Genomic DNA, 26672 nt, shown 5'->3' on the forward strand with positions numbered 1-26672 from the left:
CGTGGTCGCTTCCCGACCACTCACTCTCGTCGGACGGAGTCCGACCAACCTCGTGGTCGCTTCCCGACCACTCACTCTCGTCGGACGGAGTCCGACCAACCTCGTGGTCGCTTCCCGACCACTCACTCTCGTCGGACGGAGTCCGACCAACCTCGTGGTCGCTTCCCGACCACTCACTCCCGTCCGATAGCACGTTCTCGCGGGACGGAAGCGACTCACCCTCGTCGTGGTCGTCGTTCATACATCGACCTCGGCGGTTCGGACAAAAAGCGGTTCGTTCGCGTGCACTCGTTCACACGCGGGGACAAAAGCTAAGCGTGAGGCGTGAGAAATAGTAAGTAAGGAGTAAATTCTTTATCCCCAACACTTTTTTGCCCCCGTAGTCTGTACGTCGAGAAGCCGTCGGAGAGCGACGGTGGCGTCGGTACGTGGCGAATCAGCGTTGAGCAACCGGCAGCAGCACTCACATGACAGGAAATATATCCACTCTGACAGTATCGGACCCGGCGGCGTACGCGCGACAGACAGGATTGACCTCCTCCCGCGCCTAAAGTCGCGGGAATCCCACCATGGGATTTCAGGCCGAGCGCGACCCTAAGGTTTCAAGACGCATACGTTCCAAGCGTCTCTTGCTGGGTGTCAGCATCGGCTTGGCTGTCTTGTGGGACGGTCAAACGTCCCCCATCCTCAGCCGAGTCATCGCCACTCGTGTGTTCTCTTGAGTGGCTCTCTCCGCTGAGGTAGCGGTCTGCAATATTGAGCGCGGCGTTAACGTCTGCTTGGTACTCCGAAACCCAACATCCCGAGTTGGAACACTTGAACGTCGCCTGCTTCGGACGGTAGCCCTGTTCTCCGCAACAGTGACACGTCTTCGAGGTGTACGCGGGATTCACCGTCTCCACACGAATCCCTTTCTCAGCCGCCTTGTAGCGAATCTGGGCGTGCATCTTGGTGAATCCCCATCCGTGGAGGCGGCGGTTCATGAACGCGCCGTAGTCCATGTTCTCACGGATGTGCGTCAAGTCTTCCAGAACCAGTACGGGGTTCTCGAATTGGTCGGCGTAGGCCACGACCTCCGATGTGACCGTGTGGAGGATGTGGTCGATGTGTCGCCACAACTCGTCGCCGTAGGACTCTGCGATACGTTCGCTTCCGCGTTTCTGAAGGCGTCGAGTCACCGTGAAATACGTCTCACGGAGTTGCCGGACTCGCTTACCTTCGTCGTTCCAGAGGTTGGGTGCAGTCGGGGAGCCGCGCTCGTCACGGTGACACACCGTTAACAAAGAGGCTTCCCCGATGTCTACCCCAATCGGCGTTTCCGCCGAACTGGTTTCTCGTTCCGCCACATCTCGCGTAGCGACGATGTGGAAGTACCACTCACCGTTGCGGTTGAACAGCCGACACTCTCCCAGTTCCGCGTCTCCGGCGTGCAACGCTTCCAGCCACTCTCGTTGTTCGGGATTCGGCTGTGCGGGCAACCAGAGGTTGTAATCGTCGTGGTGCGGGATTTTGACGTACCACTCGATGGCGTTCTGCGGCTTGTGGTCGAGCTTCGGGCCTTCGTTCGTGAACCGAACAGGGTGGTCGTCGTGAAGCTCTTTCGCGTCGTAGCTTCCGCCACAGAGTTGTGGGACGTACTTCTTGAGCGCGTTCTTCGCGTAGCCGCTCAGGTCGTAGTTGACCACTACGTCGTTGGCCGCTGACTGTGTGGTGCAGTTGGCGTTGAACGCGGCTTCGAGCGCGTCTTGGTACGCCTGTTTCGTCTCACAGAGTTTGCGGTGCTTGTGGGCGTTCGGCTCCACAAGCTTGAGTTCCAGCGTCTCGGTGAGTTCGGTCACTGTTCGTCCTCCTCGTGACGCTGGATGTACTTCTCGACAGTCTCGCTCGAAACGTGTCCCGCTGTTCCTGCGTAGTAGCCACGTGCCCACTTGATTTTCTCTCCGTCGTGGTCGGCGTGTCGGTGGTTGTATTTCCGCGAACTGATGCCTTTGAACCAGTTGGCGAGAAGTGACGGGGCGTGTTTCGGCGGGCTACTGACGAACAGGTGGATGTGGTCGGGTTGGACGGTTAGGTCGATAATCTCCAACCCTTTCTCGTCGGCTATTTCGTGGAGGATGTCTCGCACACGGGTTGCAACGTCACCGGCGAGTACCGATTCACGGTACTTCGGTATCCACACTATGTGGTAGTTGAGGTTGTACGTTGCGTGCCGTGTGGTCTTCATCCGTACTACACACTATGCCTCTATGGTGTCTTAAAACTATTGTACACGGTGGGAAATCCAGCCGTGCTATCGTCGGTGGAGATGTACGCTATTGTCCGCTTGACCCGCGCCTGAAGACGCGGGTATGCGCTCGCACTATGTATCAAGATAGAGACGGATCGATTCGGCCATCCGGATCCGGACCACTGCGAACAGGGGACGGCAGGCCGGGCAGCCGACGACCGCGGGGTGTTCATCGACGGATGACCGATGGAACCCTCGACTGGGAGGCGTACTGGACGGACACGACGGAAGGAGAGCGCGAGGAGGCGAGTCCGAGCGCCCACCACGCCGCCGAGACGCTGTGTGCATTCATCGAGGAAGCCGCACCGCCCGGCCCGATTGCCGACGTGGGCTGTGGTGGCGGCGCGACGGCGTTTGCGGTCGCGGAACAGTTTCCCGACCGCGAGGTGGTCGGCTTCGACACTGCCGAATCCGTGCTCGCAGACAATCGCATCCGGGCCGACGAGGCGGGACTGGAGAATCTTCGCTTCGAGCAGGTGACGCTCCCCACGTTCGACCCCGAAAGGGAGTTCGCAGTCGTCTTCTCGTACTTTACGCTCCAGTACGTTCGAGCCGTTGAATCGGCGCTTGAGACGCTGTATGGGGCCGTCAGAGCCGACGGGTCCCTACTGTTTAATTACATGAATCGCGCGGCACAGGAGTTCTGTCAGGTGGCTGCCGAGGACCCATACGCGCACGCGGACCGGCCGTTCGTCTTCGACCCCAACCGGTATCGCGAGCGATTCGCCGCTCTCCTCGACGGCGACAGCGTGCTCTCGCGGGAGCAGATCTACGAGACGTTGGGCGTGTGGCCGAGAGAGGTGTCCACGATCGTCGATGCGCTGGAGGTGCAGTGGGCGTGGCACCACGCGCCGCTGGTGTACGTACCGAAAGCTACGGCGTGAGCCGCTGGACGGCGAGCCACTCTACCTCGCCGTTGGGGTCCACGTCGGGACCGTGGCTGGTGCCGTCGGTGAACGCGAACACCATCTCCTTGCGGACGCCGTGGGCGAGTCGCACGTCGAGCGAGAGATCACGCGGGGCGAAGGTGTGGCCGTCCGGGAGCACGCGGACGAGTCGCTCGGAGTGGCCGAGGTCGTCGACTGAAGACACGTGGGCGTAGGTGCGGAAGTCCGCGCCGAACTTGAAGCCGGTCTTGGGGACGATACCACGGGCGCGGAGGACGGTGTAGACGGTGAGCCGGCGGTCGAACCGGTCGCCTTCCGTCTCGCGGCCGAGTTCGAGGACGGCCTCGCGCCCGCCCGGGACCGAGAGGACGCCCTGTTCGGCCAGATACGCCCCCTCGATGAGCGAGAGCTGGATAGCGGTGCGGTCGTCGTCCAGCGGTTGGCCGTAAAATCCCCGCGCGTAGAGCCACTCCGGCGGCTCCCAGACGGCGACGCGGTCGTCAAGGAGGGCGGCGTCGGTGCCGTGTTCGGTGTGGTCGGTCGCCGTGCCGGACACCTCCGGCACGCTCGTCTCCAGATACGTCAGTTCGGACTCTTCGTCGACGACGGCAAGCACCACGTCGCCGAGGTCGGCCGCGGGGACGGTCTCGCGCTCGGCGACGACGCGGACGCGGTACTCGACGGCGTCGTCCCACGGGCCCTTTCCGCGCGGGTAGACGACGAAATCGATGCCGTCGGTGTCGTCGACCCACTCGTCGCGTGCGGGCGTGAGATAGAAGCCGCGGTCGCGGAGGTCCTTGTAGACGAGAAAGCGAGAGGCGAGTCCGCCCTCGGTCTCGAAGAACTCCCGGAAGCCCATCCCCTCGACGGAGTCCAGGTCACCCCGGAACAGGAGGTGGGCGGCCTCGACGTGAGAGAGGTGGAGTTCACCGTCGACAGGGTGGCCGTAGCCGCGAGCGTCGTAGAACTGCTCGCGGCCGGCGTGACCGACCTGTACCGTCTCGCCCTCGACGTGTGCTTGCATACCTGGCCCACAGACGTGCCCCATCAAAAACCTACGGAGACGCGCATGCGGCGTCGAGACAGCGACCGTCGACGGTCGGCAGTCCACACGCACAGACGCCGTCACACACCTCGTTCGGGAGCGGAACCGACACGTCACACTCGGGGTAGCCGTCACAGCCGAGCAGGAGACCGCCCGCACGGACGACCCGCATGTCCCGCCCGCAGTCGGGACAGTCGAACCGTCGGTCGAGTTCGGTCTCTATCGCGGCGTCGAGCGGTTCACACCCGCGGTCGACACACACTTCGACGGTGACGCCACGCGTCACTTCGATGCGCGGCAGGCCACAGTCACAGGTGTCATCGAGGACGGTCGCACCTGCGGGCAGGGCGTGTTCGTGGTCGCAGTCAGTACACGCGACCGTCCCCGAGCGCTCGACCAGCGCGCCGGTGCAGTCGGGACACGGACCGGCGGCTTCCCCGGCTGGCGAGACCAGAATCCGCACGTCGACGCTGGTCTCGTGGAAGGTGACGCGCAGGCGGTCGTCCCCGTCGCGAGCCTCGACCGTCGGCGGAGAGCCGACCGCCATCGAGGCGTCCGGACGGGTGAGCCACGCGACCGGGCGGTAGCCCGCGGCGTCGTGGACGAGAACGGTGTCGTCGGGCTTGCGGAGACAGACGACGCGACCGCGTTTCTCGTAAGCCCGGTCCCCGTCGAACGTGGTCGTACAGTCGCCAGCCAACAGGTGAGCGTGCATGGGTCGTGTGGCGCGGCTTCCTATATCAACCGTCGCAGACGAGCCGCTCCTTCTGGCGTCGCGAGAGCTGCTTGATTTCGTGCTCGCGGGACATGGCCGCGCCCTTGGTGTCGAACTGCTCGGTGTACCGAAGCTCGACCGGCGTGCGCCCGCGGGTGTACTTGCTTCCTTTCCCGGCGTCGTGTTCCGCGACGCGCCGTTGTACGTCGGTCGTGTAGCCGGTGTAGAAGCTACCGTCGGCACACTCGATGACGTAGACGTAGTGTGGTGTCGTCACTGGCGAGTCCTAAGAGGGCACCCCCGTTAGTTTGGGGGCAGTACGACGCCGTCAGAATTGTGACTGAAACGCACGTTCCTGTGAGACCTCGGCGATGCCTGCGTTCGCCGAGCAGTTGGGACAGGCGCGGAGCGCGCCGTTGTCGTCGGTGAAGACGCGGGCGAATCGCTCCGAGACGTGCGCGTCACAGTGGTCACACGTTGGCATGGTCACCCGACGCGGAGGAATCCGCATCGGTATTAACGCTGTGGGGTCGCGCACTGATATACCCTCGCTCGCCGGGTTTCGAACTGACTGTTCAGTCGCTTCGTGCCCGGTCTACTGTACGCGCGATGAGTCCGGCCTGTGCTCCGGCGACGAACCCCGCGTCAATGTTGACGACCGACAGCGGCGTGCACGACTGCAACATCCCGTCGAGAGCCGCCTCCCCCTCACCAGCGTGGCCGTACCCGTTCGAGACGGGGAGCGCGATGACCGGGGCGTCGACGAGTCCCGCGACGACCGTCGGGAGTGCGCCCTCCCTGCCGGCGGCGACGACGAGCACGTCCGGCTCGCGGATGCGGTCGAGCTGGTCGAACAGCCGGTGGATGCCGGCGACGCCGACGTCGTCGACACGCTCGATAGCCGCCCCCATCTCGCCGGCGACGACGGCGGTCTCGCCGGCGGGAACTGCGTCCGACGTGCCCGCAGTGACGACTCCGACCGTCGCGTCGAGCGCCGGCGGGTCGTAGTCGAGCGCGCGGACGACAACGGTTCGGGCGCGGGCGTCGTGGTCGACGGTCGCGCCGGAAAACTCGCCGCTCACGGCGCGGTCGATAGCGTCAGCGGTCTCATCGTCGAGTCGAGTGACGAGCGCGCGGCCGGTCGCGTCGACGGCATCGAGCGCGAGCGCGACGATTTCGGCGGTCGTCTTTCCGTCAGCCAGGATACCTTCGGGGATACCGGTGCGGCTGGTTCGGGCGGCGTCGAAGCGACCGCCGTCGCCGGTAGCGTAGCCGCGCAGTTGGCTCTCTGCGGCCGCGGGCGAGCAGTCACCCGCCGCCACGCGTTCGAGGAGTTCGCGCATAGCCGTCGTTCGAGACGGGGGGTTACGGACCTGTCGCCGTCGTCGGGGGATTCTGCCTGGTTCTACAGCGGAAAACGGGGGTATGACGGCCCCTACTGCCAACGAATCAGGAAAGTATATAAGTCGGCTCGAAGTACGCCGTGGTGTAATGGCAGACCTAATCGTCAAGGCCGCAGTGAAGGACGAACTCGATGAGATGAACGTCGCCTCCGACTTCTACGAGGCACTCGACGCGGAAGTCGAGGAGCTGCTCGAGGACGCAGCGCGACGCGCCGACGCGAACGACCGGAAGACGGTCCAGCCGCGCGACCTCTAAGTCGGACTCGAACTCCCCGCTTTCTTTCGACGCTACTCCGACAGCGGCGGCACTCGCCGCTCTACCCCGTCGGCGCGTCCGACGAGCACCGCGTCGGCGAGTCCGACGAACAGGCCGTGCTCAACGACGCCCGGAATCGCCGACAGCGTCGGAGCCAGCGACTCGGGGTCGATTTCCTCGAACGCGCAGTCGAAGACGAGGTTCCCGTTGTCCGTGACGACGGGCCCGTCCTTGCGCTCGGCGGCCCGGAGCGTCGGCTCACCGCCGACCTCGCGAATCGCCGCCGCGACCGGCGCGCGCGCGTCGGGCAGCAGTTCGACCGGCACCGGCCCGGCGAGCGCGTCGGTCAGCTTCGAGTCGTCGGCGACGACGAGGAAGCGGTCGGCCGCGCTCGCGACGTACTTCTCGCGGGCGTGGGCCGCGCCGCCCCCCTTCATGAGGTCGAAGCCCGCCACCTCGTCGGCCCCGTCGATAGCCACGTCGGGGGTCGCCTCGTCCAGCGTCGTCAGCGGAATCCCGACCTCGCGGGCGAGGTCCCGCGACTGGAACGAGGTCGGCACGCCCCGGATGTCAAGCCCCGAGTCGACCGACCGACCGAGGGCGCGAATCGCATGGGCGGCGGTGCTTCCGGTGCCGAGCCCGACGATTTCGCCGTCGGTCACGCGGTCGGCGGCCGCCTCGCCGGCCCGTCGTTTCGCCTCGTCCGAGCCACCCGTCCGTTTCATGTCGAGTCGTCCATCCGCATCCGTGGAAAAGCCTCGGATGGGTTCTGTCGACGCTGTTACAAAACCGCGCGTCAGGAACTACTCTTGGCCTTCGCGCCCGTCTGCTCGCACATGACACGGACACTCCTGCTCGCGGGCGTGGGGGAGCGAATCGGGACCGGGGTCGCGCGGCGGTTCGACGCAGCCGGCTGGCAGGTGGCGCTCGTCTCGCGGTCCGGAGCCGACGGACTCGCGAACGACCTCGATTCGGCCGTCTCGATTCGGGCCGACATCACCGACGAGGACGAGGTAGACCGGGCGGTCGCGGAGACGCGGAAGGCGCTCGGGAGCGTCGACTGTCTCGTCTGTAACGCCAGCGGCGGGGCCGGCAACCCGATCGATTCGGCCGACGCCGCGACGCTCGAACGGCTGTGGCGGGTCCGGACGCTCGGCACCTTCCACCTCGTACAGGCGTGTCTGGACGACCTGCGCGACGGCGGGACGGTGCTCGTCTCCGGCACCACCTACGCGAGCGAACCGGCCCCCGAACAGGTGGAGTGGGCCAGTGCCGCGCCCGCCACCCGCGGGCTGGCTCGGACACTTGACGCCGCAGTCGAGGGGGTGCAGGTGACCTACGTCGAGATTGCGACGGCGGTGCGACCCCCAGACAGCGATTTCCCGGGCGCGGTCGGGAGCGACGACCTCGCGGACCGGTATCTCGAACTCGCGGAGGCGTCGGGTGCGGTTCCGACTCGGGTACGGCTGGACACCCAGTAGTTTTGTCGCGGGCCACGAAGCGAGACCATGTTCGGAACGAGCGGGATTCGCGGGCCGGTCGGGGAGACGATGACGGCGGGGGTTGCACTCGACGTGGGGCGCGCGCTCGGTGCACACCTCGGGGCGCGCGACGCATCCCGTCGCGTCGTCGTGGGTCGCGATTCCCGAGAGTCGGGCACGCTCCTCCTCGATGCGCTCGCCGCGGGGCTGTGCGAGACGGGCGTGGACGTGCTCGATACCGGCGTCGCGGCGACCCCGACGGTCGCGCGGGCCGTCGACCCGATGGACGCCGGTGCGGGTGTCGTCATCACCGCGAGTCACAACCCCGCACCCGACAACGGCATCAAGCTGTGGCAGCCGTCGGGACAGGCGTTCGACGCCGACCGCAGGGGGGACATCGAACGACGGATCACTGCGAGCGACTGGGAGCTCGAAGCGTGGGACGGTCTCGGATCGCGAACGGCGGTCGAAGCGACGACGGCCCACCGCGAGCGACTGGTCGAAGCGACCGGGCCCGTCGCCGAGCAGGTGGTCGTCGACCTCGGGAACGGGGCCGGAGGCGTCACCGTCGACGCCCTCACCGACCTCGGCTGTGCGGTCGAGACGCTGAACGCACAACCGGACGGCTCCTTCCCGGGGCGGCCCTCGGAGCCGACGGCAGAAAACTGCGAATCGCTCGCCACCCTCGTCCGGCAGTCGGACGCGACGGTCGGGATTGCCCACGACGGCGACGCCGACCGGCTGCGCGCCGTGGCCGGCGACGGGACCTACCTCTCGGGGGACGTGACGCTGGCGCTGTTTGCGGCCGACGCGGCGACGACCGGCGACCGGGTCGCCGTGCCCGTCGACACGAGTCTCGCCGTCAAGAAGTATCTCGCAGAACGGGGCGTCGGTGTCGAGCGCACGCCCGTCGGAGACACCTACGTCGCGGCGGCGGCGACGGCCCCGGACGTGGCCTTCGGCGGCGAGCCGTCGGGCGCGTGGATTTGGCCGGAAAAAACCCTGTGTCCCGACGGGCCGTACGCGGCCTGTCGGCTGGTCGCGCTGGCGAACGAGCGTTCGCTCACCGAGCGCGCGAGCGAAATACCGACCTACCCAATCGAGCGGGGAAGCGTCGCGGTCGAGGCGAAGACGGCGGTAATGGAGCGAGTGCGCGAGCGACTGCTCGCAGACTACGATGAGTCGCGCGTCTCGACGCTCGACGGAGTGCGCGTCGAGACGACGGACGGGTGGTTCCTGCTCCGGGCGAGCGGGACCCAGCCGCTGGTCCGGGTGACGGCCGAGGCCCACGAGAAGCAGCGGGCCGCGGCGCTGTTCGCTGAAGCGAGCGAGTACGTGGAGACCGCAAGAGAGCGTTAGGTTCGCCGGGTCGAGCGGGCCTGCCGCACGTCTGCGCCGTCGCGAATCTTGTCCTCACACTGTGGACAGACGCGCGGAGCGTCGACGCCGTTCGGTGTGAACACACGAGCGTACGCTGCCGTCACGAACGAACTGCAGTTCTGGCATTCCGGCATGTGTGTAAACGAACAGCACAGTTCATAATAACGGTACTGTGTGAATTTGTACCACGATTTGAGGGCGGCGGAGCGACGTTCCCGGTTGGTTCCCCGTGTTTTACCGCCGATAACACAACGTTCATGACTCGGGAGTCCCGTTTTCGTGTATGAACGCGTCTGTGGTGGGGAGACTCACAGACCAAGCGACGTTCACGGCGGCGGCGCGAGACTCCGCGACTCCGGAGTGGGTACGTGACCACTGGGAGACGTTCGAGGCGAGCATGACCGGCGAGCGTGACGGCTCGCCGTTCCCGTGTTTCTTCGGCGCAGAGTCGGTCCGACAGGGCGACCCGCTGTACACGGCTGTCGATTCGATGTCCGACCCCGACGCGCTCCGACAGTTGGGAGCGACGCTGCTGGAGTATCTCGACACGTGGGAGAGTCACAGCGACCGGGCCTCGCTCGTCGCCGTGTTCCGCCCGCCTACGGAGCCGTGGACCGAACGCGAGTACCACGAGGCGCTGTGGAACATCCTCCAGTTTCTCCACGTCCACGACCCCGAGCCGTGGCCGGCGGAGATTCCGACCGACACCGACCACCCGAAGTGGGAGTTCTCCTTCGGGGGCGAACCGATGTTTCCGACCTGTCGCGCGCCCTTCTACGAGGAGCGCCAGAGCCGCTACAGCCCGGTCGGACTGGAAATCACGTTCCAGCCGCGCGCGCTGTTCGAGAAGCTGAACGTGACCGCAGACCACCCGACCGGCGAGCAGGCGCGTGAACTCATCCAGCGCCGGCTCGAAGAGTACGACGGCGTCGCTCCCCACCGGTTCCTCGGCGACTGGGGCGTCGAGGGCGACCGCGAGTGGCACCAGTATATGCTCCCGGAAGACGAGTCGCTCGCGCCCGATTCCCCGCCGATTCACATCGCGCGCGACCATCCGAAGGGAGAGCCGATCGAGCGCCCGGAGCGGGAGCTGCTCGCATGAGCGTCCTGTTGCTCGTGGATTTCCAGACCGGCTTCGACGAGCCGCGGTGGGGGGAGCGAAACAACCCCGACGCCGAGGCGCGCGCTCGCGAATTGCTGACCGCGTGGCGCGAGCGCGGCGACTCCGTCGTCCACGCTCGCCACGACTCGACGGAACCGGACTCACCCCTTCGGGCGGATGATCCCGGCTTCGCGTGGAAGGAGGGGCTCGAACCCGAGGGCGAGCACGTCGTCACCAAGCAGGCCAACAGCGCGTTCATCGGGACCGGGCTGGCCGAGTGGCTCCGCGAGCAGGGCGAAGACTCCATCGTCATCGGGGGGTTGACGACCGACCACTGCGTCTCCACGACGGCCCGGATGGGGGAGAATCTCGGCTTCGACGTGCGGGTCGTGCGCGACGCGACCGCGACCCACGAGCGAAGTCTCGACGGCGAGCGGTTCGGCCCCGAGACGGTCCACCGGACCGCACTCGCACAGCTATCGGGGGAGTTCGCGGACATCGTGACGACAGACTCGTTACTCTAGCCGTTCCAGCACGGCCTCGGCGTCGTAAGACAAGGACAGTTCTCGCGAGCGACCGCGCCCCTCCACCTCGGCGTACTCGGCGTCGATGAGCCCGAGCTGGTCGAGTTTGTTGATAATCTCGGAGTAGCGGGTGTAGCCGAGGTCGGTGGTGTCGTGGAAGGGGTCGTACACGTCGCCGGCCCGCTTGCCGTCGTGTTCCGCGAGCGTGCGCAAGAAGGCCTGTTCGGACTCAGATAGCCCGCGCAGATGTCGCGAGAGGTGGACGTGTTTCGCCTTCTCGTACGCTTTCTCCACGTCCTCGACGCTCACCTCGGTGGAGCCGCGCATCTCGGCGTTGAGCCCGGCCCGCCGAAGCAGGTCGATGCCCACCCGGAGGTCGCCCCCGGAGTCGGCGGTGCGTTCCGCGACGGCGTCGAGAATCCGTGGGCCGACCGCCCCTTCCACGAAGCCGCGCTCGACGCGCTCGCGCAGGATGTCGACGATTTCGCGCTCGCCGTAGGTGTTGAAGTACACCTCCTCGGGTCGGAAGACCGACTGGACGCGCCCGTCGAGGTCGGCGATCACGTCCAAATCGAGGTCAGACGAGACGACGATCACGCCGATTTTCGCACCCGACTGCGCCTCGTGGGCGCGCAACAGCGAATAGAGCGTCTCCGAGGCCTCGTTCTCGTAGAAGAGATAGTTCACGTCGTCTAACGCGACGACGAGCACCTCGTCGTCCTCGACCAGTCGCTCGGTAATCTGGCCGAACAGCTTCTTGAAGGAGATACCCGAGGTCGGCGGCTCGTAGTCGAACAGGCCCTCGAAGATCCGCGAGAAGACGGAGTAGCGGGTGGCATCCACCTGGCAGTTGACGCGGACCGTCTGCACGTCAGAGACGCCGGCGAGTTCGTCGAACAGCTTCTGGACGGCGGTCGTCTTCCCCGTGCCCGGCGGGCCGCGCGCGAGGACGTTCAGGGGGCGCGAGCCGCGGACGGCGGGCCGGAGCGCGTACTTCAGCGTCTCCATCTGCTCGCCGCGGTGTTGGAACGTCTCCGGGACGTACTCGAAATCGAAGACCGTCTCGTCGCGGAACACCGACTCGTCCCACCCGAGCATATCCCCGCTCATTCTACTTTCACCTCGCTACCCGGACATGATAAAGCTGTGGGCGGAGCGAGGAATCAGGGATACGTCTGGACTTCCTCAACGACACGCGTAACGTAGTCGTCAGTAACTCGACCCTGCCACGCGACGAGGTCCTCGACTCGTGGTGAGTGAATCGCCCACGGAGAGACGAAAGAGTTCCGTGGAACACCACCTGTCACCCACACGTCGTCTGAGAGTGGAACGGACGGTTCGTACTGCTTGGTCGTGACGGCGAGCGCGATGAACTGCTCCTCATCGAATGGGTGGGTATCGGTGTTGATGATGAGCCACGGGCGCTGTCGCTCGGTACCGAGTTTGAACGGGTCCGTACTCCGGACGATATCCCCGTGTTTCGGGTGCATCAGTCGTCGCTCCGCTCGCTTGGATGGGCGTCCTCGGGCGAGGTTTCGTCCCACGCATCGGGGTCGATACCGCCGTCCTCGGCGTTCAGCCGCGCGGTGGCGGTGGCGAGGTTGTAGGCACTTTGGACCCGGTCGCTGTCGTCCGTGATGGCCCAGTAGTTACCGCGGTGGCGCACGAGCATCCGGTCTTTCAGTCGGGAGAGCGCCGTCCCGACGGTGTTCGGGTCGGCGTCGAGTTCCGTCGCAATCTCGCCGCGCGTGAACGCCTTGTCTGCGTGGCTGTGGAGGAACGCGACCACCTGCGCCGGCACGCTCTGCTCGCTCGGCAGCTCGCCCGACTCGAACTCGTCGATACTTACTGGCATCGTCCGTAGTTGGTATGCTGGCGTAATGAGTGTACTGACGTACTGTTGTGCTTGTCCACCGTGCGACCCAACACCCACAAGACGTATGATATCTTCTCAACACGGTGTAGTGTGAATAGAAGACAGGTCCTCGCGTCGGGGGGACTGCTGTTGCTCGGGGGCTGTCAGCAGATTACCGGCTGTGCCAGCAAGAACGTCGGTGAGATTCGGTGTCGGGACGCCACCCTCACGACAGACCAGCGGGACCAGACGATTCCGGTCGTCTACGGTGAGCGCACGCCAGCAGAACAGGAGATTCTCGACGTGGCTATCCCAGAGCCGAGATACCGGACGTGTAAACCGTTTTCAGAGGCTTTTGAATCGCTCAGCGGGTCGCTGGTGAACAACTACTCCGAACAAACTGAGGGTCGCGTTCCAGAGCCACTTCGGTGGCCCTACGTCAAGAGGGGTAATCAATATTATCAGACATTCTACAGAGAGGGAGATATACTAGTGGGCAACGTATGAAGTTCCTCAAAGCAGTGCTACTCGAACTTGTCCAGTAGGTCGTCGTAGAACATCTCACCCGAATCCTCCGCTAATTTCTCGACAATCAGCTCCGGGGTCGAGCGCGCGAGTTTGTTCTTGACCGGGGAGCGATTCACGCGGAGCTCTCCGTCTTCCAAGCCGACGGCCTCGATACCGTCGACCTGCACGTCGAACGCGCAGGCGTCGCGGATCTCGCCCGCGAGGTGTGAGACGAAAACGGCAGTCGAATCCGACTCGTGGAGGGCTTCGAGGATGCCGGCGATGATGAGCGCGCTCGCACCGGGTTCGGTGATGGATTCGAGTTCGTCCACGAGGACCAGTCGGGTCGCGTCGCCGGTCGCGAGGTCGCCGAACTCCCGGAGCGTGGACTCGAAGGCTCCGGCGTCGAGGGTTCCCTGCGACTTGGCCTGATAGTGGAGCGTCTCGAACTGTTCGATTCGCACCTCGTCGGCGGGGACGGGCATCCCCATGTGCGCGAGCACGGCCACGAGCCCGACCAAATCGAGCGTCGAGGTCTTCCCGCCGGAGTTGACACCCGAGAGGAGTGCGACCCCACCGACGGCGTACTCGACCGGCTCGACATCCTCGAAGGCCACATCGAGCAGGGGCGACCGGCCGCCCTCGATGGCGATGCCAGAGCCGCCGATTTCGGGAACGGTGCAGTCGTATCGGTCGGCGAAGCGAGCGACGGCGAGCTCCACGTCGAGTTCGAGCGCGGCGTCCACGAGGTCAGCCGCCGGCTCGCGGAGGTCGGCCAGCTGCTCGGCGAGTTCCTGTTTGAGCCGGGTGGCGCGGCGGTCGCGCTCGGCGGTGAGCTCCTCGCGAAGCTTGCTCACGACGCGCTCGTCGTGCTCGACGGGGAAGGTGGGGTCGTCCGGGAAGGCAGTGCGGGCGCGGGCGGCGTGGTCAGAGAGCGACAGCGTCTCGATTAGTTGGTCGCGGGCGGCTTCGATGGCGTCGCTGTACTCGTCGGCGAGTTCGCGGTCGAGTAAGGAATCGACGCCGGCACCGCGTTCCACGAGCGAGAGCAGGTCACCGCCCTCGATGGTCACGTCGCGCTCTTCGATGGCCTCGCGGAGGCGGTCGTTGGCGACGTTTTCGGCCATCGAGACGGCGGCGTCGAGGTCATCGACGGCGACGGAGAGCCGGTCGAGTTCGTCGTCGTCGGCGACGGTCCCCTCCTCGGTGAGTCTGGAAAGCGCGTCCTCGACGGTGTCGGTGTCGAGGGGCGCATCTATGCCGGCGGCGTCGTGGACGCGGGCCGCGGCACGGACGGAGTCGCGGTTGCGGGCGAAGAAGGCGAGCGCGCGCTCGGGGACGACAGAGACGGGGTCGTCGAACGCCTGGGGTTCGACGCGCACGTCACCCTCTACCTCGATGCCGGCGAATGACTCGTCGAGCGCAATGACGGTGGCGTACCCGCGTGCGAGTTCGGCCACGTCGCGAGCGTCGTCCACGAGTTCGACGGAGAGTTCGGGGAAAGCGTCGCTCGCTTGCGAGTAGGTCTCGGCGTCGCTGGTGGCGAGACAGCGGTCGCGTACGCGAACGTCACGCGGCTCTGCGAGCGGAGTCACGTCGGCGAGGGCGTCGGCTACCGCCGGGGTAGGGTCGCGGGCGAGCGCGCGGTCGGTGAACTCGCGCGTCTCGGCGAGGCGGCTCTCGCTCGCAGATGGGTAGAACGTCTCCAGTCGCTTGGCGGCGTAGTCGGTGACGGTCTCGGCCTGCAACAGGTCGAGGGCGTCGTCGTAGAGTTCGCGGGCGCGGTCGGTGGCCAGGAAGTCGTCGGTGTCGTCGTGGCGAGCACGGATGGCCCCTCGGGCGATGCGGGCGGCCTGGCCCTCCGATACCTGTGGTGCGCGGGCGATAGCGGCTACGTCACCGCGTTCGAGAGCGGCTTCGGGGTCGTCGAGTTCACGGAGCCGCGCGGCGGTCTTTGCTCCGACTCCGGGAACCGATTCCAACTCCATTGACGGGTGTGACGGCCCCCGTGAGAAAAACCCTTAGTCCTCGTCGGCATCCCTGCCGGGACCACAGCAAGCCGGTCGACCCGGCCGTCAGCGACGGACCACGTCGTAGCGTATCGTCACGAGCGGAACGCCACAGAACCGGATATACTGACGGGCGACGGCGGCAGCCTCGCCGGCGGTCGGCTGGACCCGGAACCACTGGTCTGCCGGGAGGGACATCGCCCCGACCGGCGTGGTGAGATACAGCCCCCCGTCGGGACAGTCGGTCGTGAGTTCGATGCCCGCGTCGTCGTTGTCGACGGCGAGCACCGTCGAGAGATTCGCGCTGGGGAGCGGAACCGCGATGTCGACGCGGCGTTTCCCCTCGTGTTCGTAGCTGGCGTAGAGTGCCGTGAAGACGCCGGTGCCGTCCGGCTCGGTTCGAATCCAGAGTCGCGGGTCGTCGCGGGGGTCGCGGCTCGCGGCCGGTTCGGCGAGTCGCGCGAGGTCACTCTCGACCCGTTTCGGTTCCTCGCCCGGACCGGGAAGATTCAGCTGTTCGACCCGGCTCGTCAGTCGAGAGGCGGCTCGTGCGCCGAGTCGGAACGGCCGGTGCCACGTGGCGTCGACCGTCATCTCGAACTCGCTCGTCTGCTCGTACAGCGCGCGCACGTCGCGGTCGACGCGGTCGGGGTCGAATGATTCGCTTTCGTACGCGTCGAGGGAGTCCATCTCGCCGACGACGGACGCCCCGCGGAGGTCGCGGCGGTCGGCCCAGTCGCCGCCGATACGACCGTCGCCGAGAATCGGGCTGAGGGGGACCTCGCGTGCACGGCGGCGGGTGCGGGCGACGATCCCGGTCACCGCGGCGAGGACCACGCCGGCGAGGATACGTCGAAGGCGGGACACGCCGGAACTACGTCTCCACCGGAGTTAAGAACGGTCCACGCCTGCCCCGAAATATGAAGCATATCGTCCACACCGACGAAGCGCCGGAGGCGGTCGGCGCGTACAGTCAGGCGACGACGAACGGCGACCTCGTCTTCACCGCCGGCCAGATTCCGCTCACCCCCGACGGTGAGCTTCGCGACGAGGCGTCCGTGACCGAGCAGACCGAACTCGCGCTCGCGAATCTGAAGGCCGTGTTGGCGGAGGCTGGCGCAGCGCCGACAGACGTGTTGAAGACGACGGTGTTTCTCGCGGATATCGACAACTTCGACGAGATGAACGCGGCGTACGCGGAGTTTTTCGATTCGGAGCCGCCGGCGCGGTCGGCGGTGCAGGCGGGGGCGCTCCCGAAGGGCGTCGCCGTCGAAATCGAAGCCGTCGCCAGCATCGAGTGATGGAGCCGGTCGTCCGCGAGAGCGCGCTGTGGGGTGTCACGAGCGGGCTACTCTTCGTCGTACTCGCGTTCGGCTACCGACTGGCGACCGACACAGACCTCTCGGTGTTGTTGGCGCTCGTCGTCGGACTCCTCGTCGGAGCCGTCACTGCCGGGCTGTCGTATCTCGTGGACAGACGCCTCGCGTAACCGTCTCGAAACGCTTTACACGACGAACGGGATAGGTACGAACCGAGCCAGGATGGCCGAGTGGTAAGGCGCACGCCTGGAAAGCGTGTTCCATTATGGATCCAGGGTTCAAATCCCTGTCCTGGCGTTTTTACTGAAATCACACGGACGGTGGCGAGCACACGGGATTTGAATCAAGGAGGGCGCGCGCAACGCAGTGAGCACGTCCGACTGTGGTTCAAATCCCTGTCCTGGCGTTTTAGCGACGGACTACGTCGAGAGCGACGCAGTGGTGACCCCGGGTCGCGAAGGATTGTGCGACGATAGTGGATATATAAACGAGCGGTTCAGTGTGGTAGCAAGCGAGTTACGTTACACCATACCACAGTGAAGAGTGGTGATAGATTCGGGCGTCTGCAGTCGATTTTTCCGGACGATTCAACACGCTCATCTCGCGTTGCGAGATAGCGACTCCACCACATTTATATAGAACCGTGAGCAAATCATGACCGACATGAGCCAACAGCGAATGCAGGGCCAGCCGATGGTAATTCTCGGTGAGGACTCCCAGCGGATGAAAGACGAGGATGCGCAGGGACACAACATCTCGGCGGCACGCGCCGTCGCCGAGGCCGTGCGTTCGACCCTCGGGCCGAAGGGGATGGACAAGATGCTCGTCTCCTCGATGGGCGACGTGACCGTCACGAACGACGGCGTCACCATCCTCCAGGAGATGGACATCGACAACCCGACGGCCTCCATGATCGTCGAGGTCGCCGAGACGCAGGAGAACGAGGCCGGTGACGGTACGACGACCGCCGTCGCGGTCGCGGGTGAACTCCTCAAGAACGCCGAGGACCTCCTCGAGCAGGATATCCACCCGACGGCGATCATCAAGGGCTTCCACCTCGCGAGCGAGCAGGCACGCGAGGAGATCGACAACCTCGCGGAGTCCGTCGACCCGACCGACACCGAGCGACTCCGGAAGGTCGCCGAGACCTCGATGACGGGCAAGGGTGCAGAACTCAACAAGGAGCTGCTCAGCCAGCTCATCGTCGACGCCGTCGAGAGCGTCACGGTCGAGGCCGACGACGGCAGTCACGTCGTCGACCTCGAGTACATCAACATCGAGACGCAGACCGGCCGCTCCGCCGGCGAGTCCGAACTCCTCAACGGCGCAGTCATCGACAAGGACCCGGTCCAGGAATCGATGCCGACGAGCCTGACGGACGCGAAGGTGCTGCTCACGAACTCGCCCATCGAGCTGGACGAGACGGACGTGGACGCCGAGCTCCAGCTCGACTCCCCCGACCAGCTCCAGTCGTTCCTCGACAGCGAGGAAGAACAGCTCCGCGCGAAGGTCGACGCCATCGCCGACACCGGCGCGGACGTCGTCTTCTGTCAGAAGGGTATCGACGACATGGCCCAGCATTATCTCGCCAAGCGCGGCATCCTCGCCGTGCGCCGGGTCAAGAAGTCCGACATCGCCTTCCTGAAGGAGGTCACCGGTGCGAGCGTCGTCTCCGACATCGAGAACGCCACCGCCGACGCGCTCGGTACCGCCGACATCTCGCGTGACGACGAGGACGAACTGTTCTACGTCGAGGGCGAGGACAGCCACGGCGTGACGCTCCTGCTTCGCGGCTCCACGGAGCACGTCGTCGACGAACTCGAGCGCGGTATCGGCGACGCGCTCGACGTGGTCGCGACGACCGTCTCCGACGGCCGCGTGCTGGCCGGCGGCGGCGCGGCAGAAGTCGAGGTCGCCTCCCGGCTCCGCGACTACGCCGACTCCGTCGAGGGTCGCGAACAGCTCGCCGTCGAGGCGTTCGCCGACTCGCTCGAGCTCATCCCGCGCGTGCTCGCCGACAACTCCGGGCTCGACTCCATCGACACGCTCGTCGACCTGCGTGCGGCCCACGCCGACGGCGAGGTCCACGCCGGACTGGACGTGTTCACCGGCGACGTGGTGAACACCTACGACGCCGGCGTCGTCGAGCCAGCCCACGCCAAGGAGCAGGCGATTTCGTCCGCCACCGAGGCCGCGAACCTCGTGCTCAAAATTGACGACATCATCTCCGCCGGCGACCTCTCCACCGAGGGCGAGGAGGACGAAGGCGGTGCACCCGGCGGTATGGGTGGCGGCATGGGCGGTATGGGTGGCATGGGCGGCATGATGTAACTCCACTTTTTACACTTCCTTCACGCGCTTGCAGCGCGCTCAGTCTCTGCTCACGGGCGTATTGCGCCCGTTCGCACGGCCTGCGGGAACTACGTTCCCGCATCGATGCAAAAACTGGTTGAAAATATGCGCGGGCGGCTCCAGTCGCGCGCCTACGGCGCGCGGTAGTCGCCGCCCGCTACGGCTCACGCCTCCGGCGTTCGCCGCGCAGTTTCTTTCGACGCTGACCGCACAGCAGCCGCAACGGCACAGCCACAGCAACGGCACAGCGACCGCGTAGCTACAGCACAGTCAGTCACCGCACACCAACCGCGACGACAGACTCCTACTCGGGAGCCTCGTACTCCTCGGCGAGCAGGCCGTAGCGGAGCACGTCGATGCGCTCGCCGTCGACGAACGCTTCCTTCCGGCGGCGACCCTCCTGCACGAAGCCGACGGACTCCATCACCCCCGCCGAGGCGTCGTTCGTCGCGTACACGTCACCCGTGAGCTTCGCGACTCGACGCTCGCCGAACGCGTACTGCGCGAGCAGATGCAGCGCCTCGCTCGTGTACCCGTTCCCCCAGTGCTCGGGGTCGAGGTAGTAGCTGATGTTCGCGGTACCCCACGTGCCGGGGTCGTCGATGCCGATTGTGCCGACCGGCTCGCCGTCGAGTCCGATGAGCAGCGTCGTGCCCTCGTCGTCGCTCGTAATCCACTCCTCTTCGTCGTGGAGGGCAATCGGGGTCGTCATTCCGAGGTCCTGTCGAATCGCCGGCTGATTCACCAGCTGTTGGATGGTCTCGGCGTCTGACTCCTCGATGACGTGGAGGTCGATGCGGTCACCCTCGATGAACACGGGACCGGGCATACCCTCGCTGGGACGCGGGCCGCAAAGAAGCTACTTCGAGTGTGATACGCGAACGCACACTTCCACCCGAAACGGTGGCGTTTTCGATATATAGCCGACCCCTGTTCAGTTGCGGCGTACGGGGGTCTCCTGTCTGGCGAACTTCCCCCAGAGCGCGCGGCGGTCGGCCGCCTCGCGGTACAGCCGTTCGCGCAGGCGGTTGTAGTCGCTGAACTGCCGGAGGAAATCGAGTGTATCGTCGGATTTCGGCGGGGCGAGGTCGCTCCGCTCGAACGCCTGTTCGATGGCCTCGCCGAAGGAGTACACCTGCTCGTCCGTGATGAGGTGTGCTCCCTCCCGCCAGTCTTCGGGGAGTCGCTCACGCTGCTCGTCGTCGAGGTCGGAAAAGCCGATGACGGCGAGCTCGGAGTGGTCGATGAGCCGCTGGGCACACCACGTACAGAAGCCGCACTCGTCGTCGTACACGAACGTCGCTGACTCCGTCATGGCTCGAAGTACGCGGGCGATAGCCTTCCGTGTTTCCCGACTCAGTCCCAGTACTCGACGGCGTCGCCGCGCCGGTAGAAGCCCGACACCGACCGCTCGCCGTCACCGCCCGGCGGCGAGCCGGCCATCACGCCGAGACCGTCCACCTCGGGGTACACGAGCACGTCCGGCTCGTGCATCGTCGAGACGGCGAGATACCGCAGCGGCTCGTCCCCGTCGTTCACGATCTGGTGCGCGCCCGACGCGTCGGCCGGACAGGCGACGTACTCCCCCGGTTCGAGCGCCACGTCCTCGGCCTCCTCACCCCGCCGGAGAGTCCCCTCGCCAGCGAGCACGTAGAACGCCTCCTCGTTTCCGGTGTGGTAGTGCAGCGACCACGGTCGCTCGCCGGGGTCGAGTTCGTACAGCGAGCAGCCGAGGTCCTCACCATCGCTCGCTGCAGCCAGTTTCTTCCGCTGGAACGCCGTCTCCTCGCCCTCCTGGTCGGTCCACTCGATGTCGGCTTCGTTGACCATGCGACAGAGAATGGCAGACAGCTACTAAATCATCGTGAGCGGTCGCGGTGGCTGTGCTGTCGCTGTGCAGTTAGCGCAAAAAGTGGGGTTACATGAAGTCGCTGATGCTCCCCTGTTTGTTTTTGTCGTTCTCGAAGATGGATTCCAGCGACCGCTCGAGAATCTTCAGCCGCTGTTTAGTGTACTCACGGCAGCCGAACTCGTCGGCAACGCGGATTGCCACGTCCATGTACTTGTTGACGGACCCCTCGTGTACCGTGAGGTTCACGCGTCCGCCACACTCCCGACAGTCGCCGGTCAGGGGCATCCGGCGGTACTTCTCGCCGCAGTCGAGACACCGCGTCTCCTGCCGGCTGAAGGCGCGCAGATTCCCGATGAGGTCCGGCAGGAAGTGGTACTCGATGACCCGCTCTGCCACGTCCGTCTCGTCGACGGCGCGGAGCTTGCGCGCCAATTCGAGTTGGGCGTCCATCTTGTCCATCATGCTCCCAAGCGTCTTGTACGCCGAGAGGTCCGGCCCGAGCGCGATATCCGTCGTGTCGTGAGTGTGGTCGAAGCCGCTGTACTCCCTGGACGTGCCGAGGGTGTCTTCTGCGATTTGGATATCAACGTCCTCGGGGTCGGCCTGCTCGCGGGTCGCCTCGTAGAACTCCCGGGGGTACCGGTCCACGATGTCCATGTTGTGCGCCTCGTCGTCGATTTCCGAGGGGTCGATACGGGAGGACATCACCAGCGGCGCGTCCATCTGGCCACCGCGCTGGTCGGGGAGATACTCCTTCGAGAAGTTCAGGAGACCGTCCATCAGGAGCATTACACAGTCTTCGTCGCCGTCACACTGCTTCGTCGAGAGGTCGTTCGCGACGAGCGAGTGTGTTTCCTCAACGGTGAGACAGTAGGTGTGGTCGGTGTCTGCAGATTCGTGAGACACAGACGCCACATCTTCAACGAGATACTCGCCGGTCCCGTCGGTGAAGACGCGACGGCTGCGGTGGTCAATCGACTCGATTTGAGCGTCGAGAGTCTGTTGTTTTCGCGAGAGGTGGAATCCGACCGTCTCAGCAAACGCGACGGCGTCCTCAGAAGAGACGCTGAGGACGTACGAACGCGCCGACATCGAATCGTCGTTGCTCTCGTACGAATCAGGGAACTGCTCTCGGAGCGATACCGGGTCTGTAATACTGACCGACGCGGCGATACCGAGTCGGGTCAGTAGAGCGAGTAAATCCTCCTTGAGTTCTCGGCTCACCGTCGTTGCGCGTACCTCGATTGCGTTCGTGCTCGCAGTTCCGTCACCGCTGAAGTAGCCGCGAAGGTAGCCACTCACCACCTCAGCTGGACTGTCGAAAAGACACTGTGGAACACACTTCGTCTCCGCGGACGTTTCGGCGTCGATAACAGTATCGAAGAAGGTGCGGAGCAAACGCCCGGAAACCGTGACTTTCGCATCGTTTTCACGGTAGGGGTCGACACCGAACTCTTCGCGGAACACCTGAGCGAAGAAGTTCCGCGCTTCCGATTCGGTGCCGCAAATCGTGGTCTGGTGAATCGTTCCTTTTTCCGTCTCCTGTGTGCGGGTGAACCCTTCCGCCGCGTAGTATCCGAGCAGCGTTGCGACCTGCTCGTTCAGTTCGATGTGCCGGTCGATACTCGTCCGGTCGTGTTTCAGTCCCAACTCCACGCCGTCGGGAATCGAATCAAGCAGTGTGTCGGTGTCCTCAACGATGTCGAGTAGGACGGACACAGGGATACTCTCTCGGTAGAGGTAGTTGCTCAGTCGCTTCTTCGTCATCCCAAGGTGGTCTGCGGTGCTCTGTAGGGGGTAGAACGCACCGTCCCAATCGTCGGCAAGTCGTGTCTCAAATAAATCGTAGTAGAACTCCTTGTCCAGTCCCTGAATCATCAGCCGGTCGACCGGCACGCTCTCAGCGTCGATGAACTCACGAAGCAGGTCGAACGTTCGCTGTGTGTCGGCGAACTCGACTGAATCGAGGGAGGATGGCTTGAGAACTGAGTCGGCTTCATCGATATCCATAGCTCGCTTGTCCGTGAGTTCACCGTCTTCGAAGACGTGCATCTCGTGGTCGGAGGTGACTGTCATCTCTCGCCCGCTTCGTGTCTCAATCCGGACCATGTGTTCCGGTGCATCGTGTTTCGAGACAGCGTCGACTCGCTGCAGAGTCGTGCCGTCATCGGTCACAGACGGAACGAACACATCGCCGTCGAGTTCCTGAACGAGCGTCCCGAAATCGTCCTCGCGGACGGTCGCGGGGTCGAGCCGAGATTCGACGAACTCCTCGATACGACCGTGGTGCCACTCGTCACTCTCGTCGCGGTACCACAACTTCGTCTCGGGGTGGAAGCAGTTGCGGCGCTTCGCGGCGTGGAAGTACGGATGCGCGTAGCCGACGGCCGCGGAGGTGAAGCCGATGACGCGGCCGACGACCGCCGCCGAGGTGTGGGGAGCCATCCCGAACACGAGTTCGCCCACCAGCTCCTCGCGGTCGTCGAGTTCGTAGAAGGGGTCCAGCCCGTAGTAGCGTTCGAGCAGGTCGTCGACGTAGTCGGCGGTGCGGAGCATGTGTTCGGCCGCGCCGTCGGGGAGGACGATATCCTGCACCTGTAGCTCGACCAGCTGGTCGTCGTGGCGCAGGGGTTCGCCGTCGATGTCCGTCTCGTAGCCCAACTCGCGCAGTTGGTCGACGGTCACGTCGAGTTCCGCCGCCCGGACGGAGGTGACGGGGAGGTCGGTCATGTCGTAGCGGACGGTTCCGTCCTTGAACGCGGAGACTTCGTTTTTCGCGCGGAGGACACCCTTTTCGAGCGGCTCGGGAATCTTGTGCGTCGAGGTGAGCCCCTTCACGCCTTTGAGGATGTCGTAGGAGCCGGCGCGTTCACCGACCGCCTCGTGAGCGTCGCGAAGCTCCTGGTTCAAATCGAGGTTGCGGTACTCGGTAGAACGGGCGAGCGTCTCACACCGGTGACACTCGGCCCGACCTGACTCGTCGGGTTCCACGTCGCGCTCGCAGTCGGGACAGACGTAGTGTGGCTCCGTCCACGCGCCGCAGTCGCGACAGCGACCGCGGAAGGTGCTGGTGTCGCAGTCCGGACACCGCCGGCGCGCGACCTCCACGTCGACCTCGCCGGGGGAGGCGGCCGACACGTCGCGCTGTTTGGCCGCGCCGGTCACGTCACGCTGGCTTCCCCCCGCCTCGCCGATGGGGAAGAGGGTGTGGACCGCCGGCGACATCTCGCGCTGTTCGGACTTCTCTGGGCGGCCCATCCGGTTGCCGATGCGGGTGGGCGCTCGCTCCTGCAGGTCGAACGGCGCGACCTCGGTTGCGGCGCGGTGGGCGTTCTCGCCGTCGGCCCACTCGCGCGCCTCGCGAGAAAGGGTCTCCCACGTCCGGTCGAGGTCGTCGGTCAGCCCGAGCGAGCGGACGAACGGGACGGCATCGGGGACCGAGACGGTTTCATCACCCTGAGTGTGCTCGATCACGAGCGTTTCGAGTGCGTCGGTGACCGCCTCGGTGTTCGGCAGGACGAGCGTCTGTGTGGCCGACGGCTCGCTCGGGGCTTCAAGCAGGCCGCCGTCGGTCTCGGCGAAGCGTCCCGACTCCGCGACTGTCGCCGCAAGCGACTCGAACGCCTCGACGGAGAGGTCGTGCCAGAGGTAGGTGTAGCTGGGGTGCAGCGGGGCGTCGTACTCGTCGGCCCACGCGAGCGCTTGCTCGGCATCGGGGTGTTCGAGGCCGACGGCGGGATCGTCAGCGAGCGCCTGTACGTCCGCGCCCGCGGCCGCGAGGTCCTGTTGCCACCACTCGGCGACGTAGGAGGCCGGGACGAGCGGATGGTTGTTCTCCACGAACTCGCCGTAGTTGACGAGATACTCGCCCAAATCGAGGATCTCGACGACGCCGTTGTGCACCTCCTTCGCCTCCGCCGGGTCGTCGATACGCCGCACGTCGCCGTTGGCGAGTTTGACCGTCGGTCCCTCAATGGAATCGACCGGAATGACGCCGCCCGCCTTCCCCGGGCGTTCGGTCTTGATTTGGGTGCCGGTCGCGAGGAAGTCGTCGACGATATGCATCGTCGCGGGGTGGACGCCGGCGGTCGCGAAGCCGTGGTTTCGCGCGCGACCGTAGCGGAGTCGGAACCCACCGCTCTCTGAGGGGTGTCCGAACACCGGCCGCCCGGCGATGAGGTCGCGCAGGAACTTCTGTGACGGTTCGGCTCGCGGCGGGCCGGTCGGTCCGGTCGGCTCGGTCTGGTCGCCACCGGTTTCATCATCGTACTGTTCGTCGTCGGCCTCGGCGTCCGCGTCGTCCCCCTCAGTTTCGTCTGGACTCGCCTCCTCCGTGTCCTCGTAGTAGGTGCCGTCGATGAGGTCCTGTAGCCACGGCCAGTCGATTTCCTCGAGCTGGCGGGTATACCGTTGAATCTTCGGTGCCTTGAGCGCGATCCCCTCGGCGAGGACGAGACACATCCCGCCGCGGGCAGAGTTGGTGTCGACGCGTTCGAGGTCGCGAAAGCCCGACACTTCCTCATCGCCCGTGGGTTCCCCGTCCAGCATCACGGGCATGTGATCAGCGATGAACTTCGTCTCCTTGTCTTTGGGCGTGTACTGGAGCCCGGTCTCCTTGTCGTACAGCGCGATCTCCTCGGCGTAGCGTTCCGTCTCGTCGGTGCGGGCGTTGTACTCCTCGATGCCCAGCAGGGCGCGCGCGTAGTCACCTACGAGGACGGACAGCGCCTGTGCCGTCCCGCCCGCGGAGCGAATCGGGCCGGCGTAGTAGATGTTGATGAACTCCGTGCCGTCGTCGTTCTCAAGCAGTTCGACCCGGTCGATTCCCTCGATTGGAGCCGCGACGACACCCTCGGTGAGGAGCGCGACGGCTGTCCGGACTGCTCCCTCCACCTTTCCGGCCCGGGAGTCGTAGTCGCCGACCGTTCCCTCCACGAAGTCGGTCACGAGTTCGAGAGCGGCCTCCTCACGTGACATCTCGCCTTCGAGTTCGCGCACGCGCTCGGCGACACCTTCGATGCCGAGGATGTTTTCGACGCGGTCGGCCATGTCCTTCGCGACCGGAATCTCCACCTCTGGCTTTGGGTCCTCGCCGCGCGTCTTTGCCTCCTCGGCCACGTCGAAGGCGGCATCGAGCTGTCTTTCGAGCTGTGCGAAGTACGCCTCGTCGTCCATCTACAGTGGCCAGAGGTCGAGGTCGGTCGTCTCGTCGTGCTCGCGCACGAGGTCGGCGTCGAACGCCCGGACGTACAGCTCCCCGGCGAAGACCGTCCCGCTGTTCAGGTGGCCGGCGACCGTCGTGGCGTCCTCGCGTGAACAGACCGCGTGCGTGTGGGCGAACGGCTCGCCGTCAAGCGTCGAGATGTTGCCGACGCAGGCGGCCACCTCAAGCGGCTCGTCGAAGTACTCGGGGTAGTACTCCTGCTCGTCTTGGTCGTAGAAGTAGAACTCGACGTCCTGTACCGCGCCCAGTCCCACGAAGAAAGCCGCACCGATGTCCTCCTCGGCGGCGAACGTCTCGATCTGTGCGCGCCAGTCGCCGCCGTGGTCAAGCCCCGCGACGAACTCGCGTGTCCCTTCGAGTTCGCGGTAATCCATGTCCACAGCGAACACTCCTGCAGACTAAAGCCTACCGTGAGAATCGATAGTTCCACTCGAAACGGAGGGGTCTGCAGCGAGGCCGGAGTTCGGGAGCCGA

The 26672-nt window shown here is 65.3% G+C and carries 29 protein-coding genes, 1 tRNA gene and 1 pseudogene; 11 read left to right on the forward strand and 20 right to left on the reverse strand.

Going from position 1 to position 26672, the window contains the following annotated elements; translation table 11 throughout:
• The 3 genes and pseudogenes from DMP03_RS14275 to tnpA form a co-directional block, all read right to left on the reverse strand.
• A pseudogene (locus DMP03_RS14275) lies at window positions 1–241 on the reverse strand (hypothetical protein); the annotation flags it as partial.
• A 361-nt stretch (window positions 242–602) separates the two neighbouring features.
• Window positions 603–1838, reverse strand: a complete 1236-nt coding sequence (locus tag DMP03_RS07940; protein ID WP_152120173.1) for an RNA-guided endonuclease InsQ/TnpB family protein — start codon at window positions 1836–1838, stop codon at window positions 603–605.
• On the reverse strand, window positions 1835–2224 hold the full coding sequence (gene tnpA, locus DMP03_RS07945) for an IS200/IS605 family transposase (RefSeq protein WP_152120174.1): 390 nt from the start codon (window positions 2222–2224) through the stop codon (window positions 1835–1837). The genes DMP03_RS07940 and tnpA overlap by 4 nt, the downstream gene beginning before the upstream one ends.
• A 242-nt stretch (window positions 2225–2466) precedes the next feature.
• On the opposite strand from tnpA, the gene DMP03_RS07950 reads away from it, so the two are divergent.
• Window positions 2467–3171 carry a class I SAM-dependent methyltransferase gene (locus tag DMP03_RS07950; protein ID WP_152120175.1) on the forward strand — a complete coding sequence of 235 codons (705 nt, stop codon included), beginning with the start codon at window positions 2467–2469 and terminating at the stop codon, window positions 3169–3171.
• On the opposite strand, the gene endA is transcribed toward DMP03_RS07950, so the two are convergent.
• The 5 genes from endA to larB form a co-directional block, all read right to left on the reverse strand.
• A complete protein-coding gene (gene endA, locus DMP03_RS07955) occupies window positions 3161–4198 on the reverse strand; it encodes a tRNA-intron lyase (RefSeq protein ID WP_152120176.1) in 1038 nt (345 codons plus the stop codon). The genes DMP03_RS07950 and endA overlap by 11 nt on opposite strands.
• A 31-nt stretch (window positions 4199–4229) precedes the next feature.
• Entirely contained in the window at window positions 4230–4934 is a 705-nt protein-coding gene (locus tag DMP03_RS07960; protein ID WP_152120177.1) for a topoisomerase DNA-binding C4 zinc finger domain-containing protein, read from the reverse strand.
• 25 nt (window positions 4935–4959) lie between these two features.
• Window positions 4960–5211, reverse strand: coding sequence for a GIY-YIG nuclease family protein (locus tag DMP03_RS07965; protein ID WP_152120178.1), 252 nt, complete (start codon window positions 5209–5211; stop codon window positions 4960–4962).
• 51 nt (window positions 5212–5262) lie between these two features.
• A complete protein-coding gene (locus tag DMP03_RS14280) occupies window positions 5263–5418 on the reverse strand; it encodes a DUF7563 family protein (protein ID WP_172967106.1) in 156 nt (51 codons plus the stop codon).
• A gap of 91 nt (window positions 5419–5509) precedes the next feature.
• The gene (gene larB, locus DMP03_RS07970; protein ID WP_152120179.1) at window positions 5510–6277 is read right to left on the reverse strand and encodes a nickel pincer cofactor biosynthesis protein LarB; all 768 of its coding nucleotides are present in this window, start codon (window positions 6275–6277) and stop codon (window positions 5510–5512) included.
• Window positions 6278–6425: 148 nt separating this feature from the next.
• Between larB and DMP03_RS07975 the strand changes: the two genes are divergently transcribed.
• The gene (locus DMP03_RS07975) at window positions 6426–6593 is read left to right on the forward strand and encodes a DUF1931 domain-containing protein (protein ID WP_075937636.1); all 168 of its coding nucleotides are present in this window, start codon (window positions 6426–6428) and stop codon (window positions 6591–6593) included.
• Window positions 6594–6625: 32 nt separating this feature from the next.
• Here DMP03_RS07975 and rpiA read toward each other — a convergent pair whose 3' ends face one another.
• The gene (gene rpiA, locus DMP03_RS07980) at window positions 6626–7318 is read right to left on the reverse strand and encodes a ribose-5-phosphate isomerase RpiA (protein WP_152120180.1); all 693 of its coding nucleotides are present in this window, start codon (window positions 7316–7318) and stop codon (window positions 6626–6628) included.
• A gap of 111 nt (window positions 7319–7429) precedes the next feature.
• Here rpiA and DMP03_RS07985 point away from each other — a divergent pair, with 111 nt between their 5' ends.
• Together DMP03_RS07985 and glmM are read left to right on the forward strand one after the other, a co-directional pair.
• A complete protein-coding gene (locus tag DMP03_RS07985) occupies window positions 7430–8074 on the forward strand; it encodes an SDR family oxidoreductase (protein ID WP_152133721.1) in 645 nt (214 codons plus the stop codon).
• Between the two features lie 27 nt (window positions 8075–8101).
• Complete coding sequence (gene glmM, locus DMP03_RS07990; protein WP_152120182.1) at window positions 8102–9433, forward strand: phosphoglucosamine mutase; 1332 nt, start codon at window positions 8102–8104, stop codon at window positions 9431–9433.
• Here glmM and DMP03_RS14285 read toward each other — a convergent pair.
• Window positions 9430–9588: a DUF7563 family protein gene (locus DMP03_RS14285; protein WP_172967107.1), complete on the reverse strand. Its 159-nt coding sequence runs from the start codon at window positions 9586–9588 to the stop codon at window positions 9430–9432. The two genes, glmM and DMP03_RS14285, sit on opposite strands and share 4 nt — an antisense overlap.
• Window positions 9589–9737: 149 nt before the next feature.
• Here DMP03_RS14285 and DMP03_RS07995 point away from each other — a divergent pair, with 149 nt between their 5' ends.
• Window positions 9738–10556 carry a YqcI/YcgG family protein gene (locus DMP03_RS07995; protein WP_152120183.1) on the forward strand — a complete coding sequence of 273 codons (819 nt, stop codon included), beginning with the start codon at window positions 9738–9740 and terminating at the stop codon, window positions 10554–10556.
• On the forward strand, window positions 10553–11080 hold the full coding sequence (locus tag DMP03_RS08000; RefSeq protein WP_152120184.1) for a cysteine hydrolase family protein: 528 nt from the start codon (window positions 10553–10555) through the stop codon (window positions 11078–11080). The genes DMP03_RS07995 and DMP03_RS08000 overlap by 4 nt, the downstream gene beginning before the upstream one ends.
• On the opposite strand, the gene DMP03_RS08005 is transcribed toward DMP03_RS08000, so the two are convergent.
• The 3 genes from DMP03_RS08005 to DMP03_RS08015 are packed head-to-tail and all read right to left on the reverse strand — an operon-like array spanning window position 11072 to window position 12935.
• Window positions 11072–12190 (reverse strand): ORC1-type DNA replication protein, encoded by a 1119-nt coding sequence (locus DMP03_RS08005; RefSeq protein ID WP_152120185.1) that lies wholly within the window; start codon window positions 12188–12190, stop codon window positions 11072–11074. The genes DMP03_RS08000 and DMP03_RS08005 overlap by 9 nt on opposite strands.
• 53 nt (window positions 12191–12243) lie before the next feature.
• Window positions 12244–12570 carry a hypothetical protein gene (locus DMP03_RS08010; RefSeq protein ID WP_152120186.1) on the reverse strand — a complete coding sequence of 109 codons (327 nt, stop codon included), beginning with the start codon at window positions 12568–12570 and terminating at the stop codon, window positions 12244–12246.
• Window positions 12570–12935: a hypothetical protein gene (locus DMP03_RS08015; RefSeq protein WP_152120187.1), complete on the reverse strand. Its 366-nt coding sequence runs from the start codon at window positions 12933–12935 to the stop codon at window positions 12570–12572. The genes DMP03_RS08010 and DMP03_RS08015 overlap by 1 nt, the downstream gene beginning before the upstream one ends.
• Window positions 12936–13046: 111 nt before the next feature.
• Here DMP03_RS08015 and DMP03_RS08020 point away from each other — a divergent pair, with 111 nt between their 5' ends.
• Window positions 13047–13442 (forward strand): hypothetical protein, encoded by a 396-nt coding sequence (locus DMP03_RS08020; protein WP_152120188.1) that lies wholly within the window; start codon window positions 13047–13049, stop codon window positions 13440–13442.
• A 17-nt stretch (window positions 13443–13459) separates the two neighbouring features.
• On the opposite strand, the gene DMP03_RS08025 is transcribed toward DMP03_RS08020, so the two are convergent.
• Together DMP03_RS08025 and DMP03_RS08030 are read right to left on the reverse strand one after the other, a co-directional pair.
• Complete coding sequence (locus DMP03_RS08025) at window positions 13460–15430, reverse strand: MutS-related protein (protein ID WP_152120189.1); 1971 nt, start codon at window positions 15428–15430, stop codon at window positions 13460–13462.
• An 87-nt stretch (window positions 15431–15517) separates the two neighbouring features.
• Entirely contained in the window at window positions 15518–16318 is an 801-nt protein-coding gene (locus tag DMP03_RS08030; protein WP_152120190.1) for a hypothetical protein, read from the reverse strand.
• Between the two features lie 53 nt (window positions 16319–16371).
• Here DMP03_RS08030 and DMP03_RS08035 point away from each other — a divergent pair, with 53 nt between their 5' ends.
• From DMP03_RS08035 to thsB, 4 genes are all read left to right on the forward strand, one after another.
• Window positions 16372–16752, forward strand: coding sequence for a Rid family detoxifying hydrolase (locus DMP03_RS08035; protein WP_152120191.1), 381 nt, complete (start codon window positions 16372–16374; stop codon window positions 16750–16752).
• Complete coding sequence (locus tag DMP03_RS08040; protein ID WP_152120192.1) at window positions 16752–16940, forward strand: hypothetical protein; 189 nt, start codon at window positions 16752–16754, stop codon at window positions 16938–16940. Before DMP03_RS08035 ends, DMP03_RS08040 begins: the two co-directional genes overlap by 1 nt.
• A 46-nt stretch (window positions 16941–16986) precedes the next feature.
• A tRNA-Ser gene (locus DMP03_RS08045) sits at window positions 16987–17067 on the forward strand.
• 366 nt (window positions 17068–17433) lie between these two features.
• Window positions 17434–19101, forward strand: a complete 1668-nt coding sequence (gene thsB / locus DMP03_RS08050) for a thermosome subunit beta (RefSeq protein ID WP_152120193.1) — start codon at window positions 17434–17436, stop codon at window positions 19099–19101.
• A gap of 325 nt (window positions 19102–19426) precedes the next feature.
• On the opposite strand, the gene DMP03_RS08055 is transcribed toward thsB, so the two are convergent.
• From DMP03_RS08055 to DMP03_RS08075, 5 genes are all read right to left on the reverse strand, one after another.
• The gene (locus DMP03_RS08055; RefSeq protein ID WP_152120194.1) at window positions 19427–19951 is read right to left on the reverse strand and encodes a GNAT family N-acetyltransferase; all 525 of its coding nucleotides are present in this window, start codon (window positions 19949–19951) and stop codon (window positions 19427–19429) included.
• A 105-nt stretch (window positions 19952–20056) separates the two neighbouring features.
• Window positions 20057–20437 carry a DCC1-like thiol-disulfide oxidoreductase family protein gene (locus DMP03_RS08060; protein WP_152120195.1) on the reverse strand — a complete coding sequence of 127 codons (381 nt, stop codon included), beginning with the start codon at window positions 20435–20437 and terminating at the stop codon, window positions 20057–20059.
• A 41-nt stretch (window positions 20438–20478) separates the two neighbouring features.
• Window positions 20479–20952, reverse strand: coding sequence for a cupin domain-containing protein (locus DMP03_RS08065; RefSeq protein WP_152120196.1), 474 nt, complete (start codon window positions 20950–20952; stop codon window positions 20479–20481).
• A gap of 88 nt (window positions 20953–21040) precedes the next feature.
• Window positions 21041–26149 carry a DNA polymerase II large subunit gene (gene polC, locus DMP03_RS08070; protein WP_152120197.1) on the reverse strand — a complete coding sequence of 1703 codons (5109 nt, stop codon included), beginning with the start codon at window positions 26147–26149 and terminating at the stop codon, window positions 21041–21043.
• Window positions 26150–26572, reverse strand: coding sequence for a PPC domain-containing DNA-binding protein (locus DMP03_RS08075; protein ID WP_152120198.1), 423 nt, complete (start codon window positions 26570–26572; stop codon window positions 26150–26152).
• Between the last annotated feature and the right edge of the window lie 100 nt (window positions 26573–26672).

Source organism: Halosegnis rubeus, from assembly GCF_009184545.1.
GTDB lineage: Archaea > Halobacteriota > Halobacteria > Halobacteriales > Haloarculaceae > Halosegnis > Halosegnis rubeus.

Bases quoted from the DNA above. Each gene is read 5' to 3' on its own strand.
- tnpA (WP_152120174.1), bottom strand. From the start codon at position 2,224: ATGAAGACCACACGGCACGCAACGTACAACCTCAACTACCACATAGTG.
- DMP03_RS07950 (WP_152120175.1), top strand. From the start codon at position 2,467: ATGACCGATGGAACCCTCGACTGGGAGGCGTACTGGACGGACACGACG.
- endA (WP_152120176.1), bottom strand. From the start codon at position 4,198: ATGCAAGCACACGTCGAGGGCGAGACGGTACAGGTCGGTCACGCCGGC.
- DMP03_RS07960 (WP_152120177.1), bottom strand. From the start codon at position 4,934: ATGCACGCTCACCTGTTGGCTGGCGACTGTACGACCACGTTCGACGGG.
- DMP03_RS14280 (WP_172967106.1), bottom strand. From the start codon at position 5,418: ATGCCAACGTGTGACCACTGTGACGCGCACGTCTCGGAGCGATTCGCC.
- larB (WP_152120179.1), bottom strand. From the start codon at position 6,277: ATGCGCGAACTCCTCGAACGCGTGGCGGCGGGTGACTGCTCGCCCGCG.
- DMP03_RS07975 (WP_075937636.1), top strand. From the start codon at position 6,426: ATGGCAGACCTAATCGTCAAGGCCGCAGTGAAGGACGAACTCGATGAG.
- rpiA (WP_152120180.1), bottom strand. From the start codon at position 7,318: ATGAAACGGACGGGTGGCTCGGACGAGGCGAAACGACGGGCCGGCGAG.
- DMP03_RS07985 (WP_152133721.1), top strand. From the start codon at position 7,430: ATGACACGGACACTCCTGCTCGCGGGCGTGGGGGAGCGAATCGGGACC.
- glmM (WP_152120182.1), top strand. From the start codon at position 8,102: ATGTTCGGAACGAGCGGGATTCGCGGGCCGGTCGGGGAGACGATGACG.
- DMP03_RS14285 (WP_172967107.1), bottom strand. From the start codon at position 9,588: ATGCCGGAATGCCAGAACTGCAGTTCGTTCGTGACGGCAGCGTACGCT.
- DMP03_RS07995 (WP_152120183.1), top strand. From the start codon at position 9,738: ATGAACGCGTCTGTGGTGGGGAGACTCACAGACCAAGCGACGTTCACG.
- DMP03_RS08000 (WP_152120184.1), top strand. From the start codon at position 10,553: ATGAGCGTCCTGTTGCTCGTGGATTTCCAGACCGGCTTCGACGAGCCG.
- DMP03_RS08005 (WP_152120185.1), bottom strand. From the start codon at position 12,190: ATGAGCGGGGATATGCTCGGGTGGGACGAGTCGGTGTTCCGCGACGAG.
- DMP03_RS08010 (WP_152120186.1), bottom strand. From the start codon at position 12,570: ATGCACCCGAAACACGGGGATATCGTCCGGAGTACGGACCCGTTCAAA.
- DMP03_RS08015 (WP_152120187.1), bottom strand. From the start codon at position 12,935: ATGCCAGTAAGTATCGACGAGTTCGAGTCGGGCGAGCTGCCGAGCGAG.
- DMP03_RS08025 (WP_152120189.1), bottom strand. From the start codon at position 15,430: ATGGAGTTGGAATCGGTTCCCGGAGTCGGAGCAAAGACCGCCGCGCGG.
- DMP03_RS08035 (WP_152120191.1), top strand. From the start codon at position 16,372: ATGAAGCATATCGTCCACACCGACGAAGCGCCGGAGGCGGTCGGCGCG.
- DMP03_RS08040 (WP_152120192.1), top strand. From the start codon at position 16,752: ATGGAGCCGGTCGTCCGCGAGAGCGCGCTGTGGGGTGTCACGAGCGGG.
- thsB (WP_152120193.1), top strand. From the start codon at position 17,434: ATGAGCCAACAGCGAATGCAGGGCCAGCCGATGGTAATTCTCGGTGAG.
- DMP03_RS08055 (WP_152120194.1), bottom strand. From the start codon at position 19,951: ATGCCCGGTCCCGTGTTCATCGAGGGTGACCGCATCGACCTCCACGTC.
- DMP03_RS08060 (WP_152120195.1), bottom strand. From the start codon at position 20,437: ATGACGGAGTCAGCGACGTTCGTGTACGACGACGAGTGCGGCTTCTGT.
- DMP03_RS08065 (WP_152120196.1), bottom strand. From the start codon at position 20,952: ATGGTCAACGAAGCCGACATCGAGTGGACCGACCAGGAGGGCGAGGAG.
- polC (WP_152120197.1), bottom strand. From the start codon at position 26,149: ATGGACGACGAGGCGTACTTCGCACAGCTCGAAAGACAGCTCGATGCC.
- DMP03_RS08075 (WP_152120198.1), bottom strand. From the start codon at position 26,572: ATGGATTACCGCGAACTCGAAGGGACACGCGAGTTCGTCGCGGGGCTT.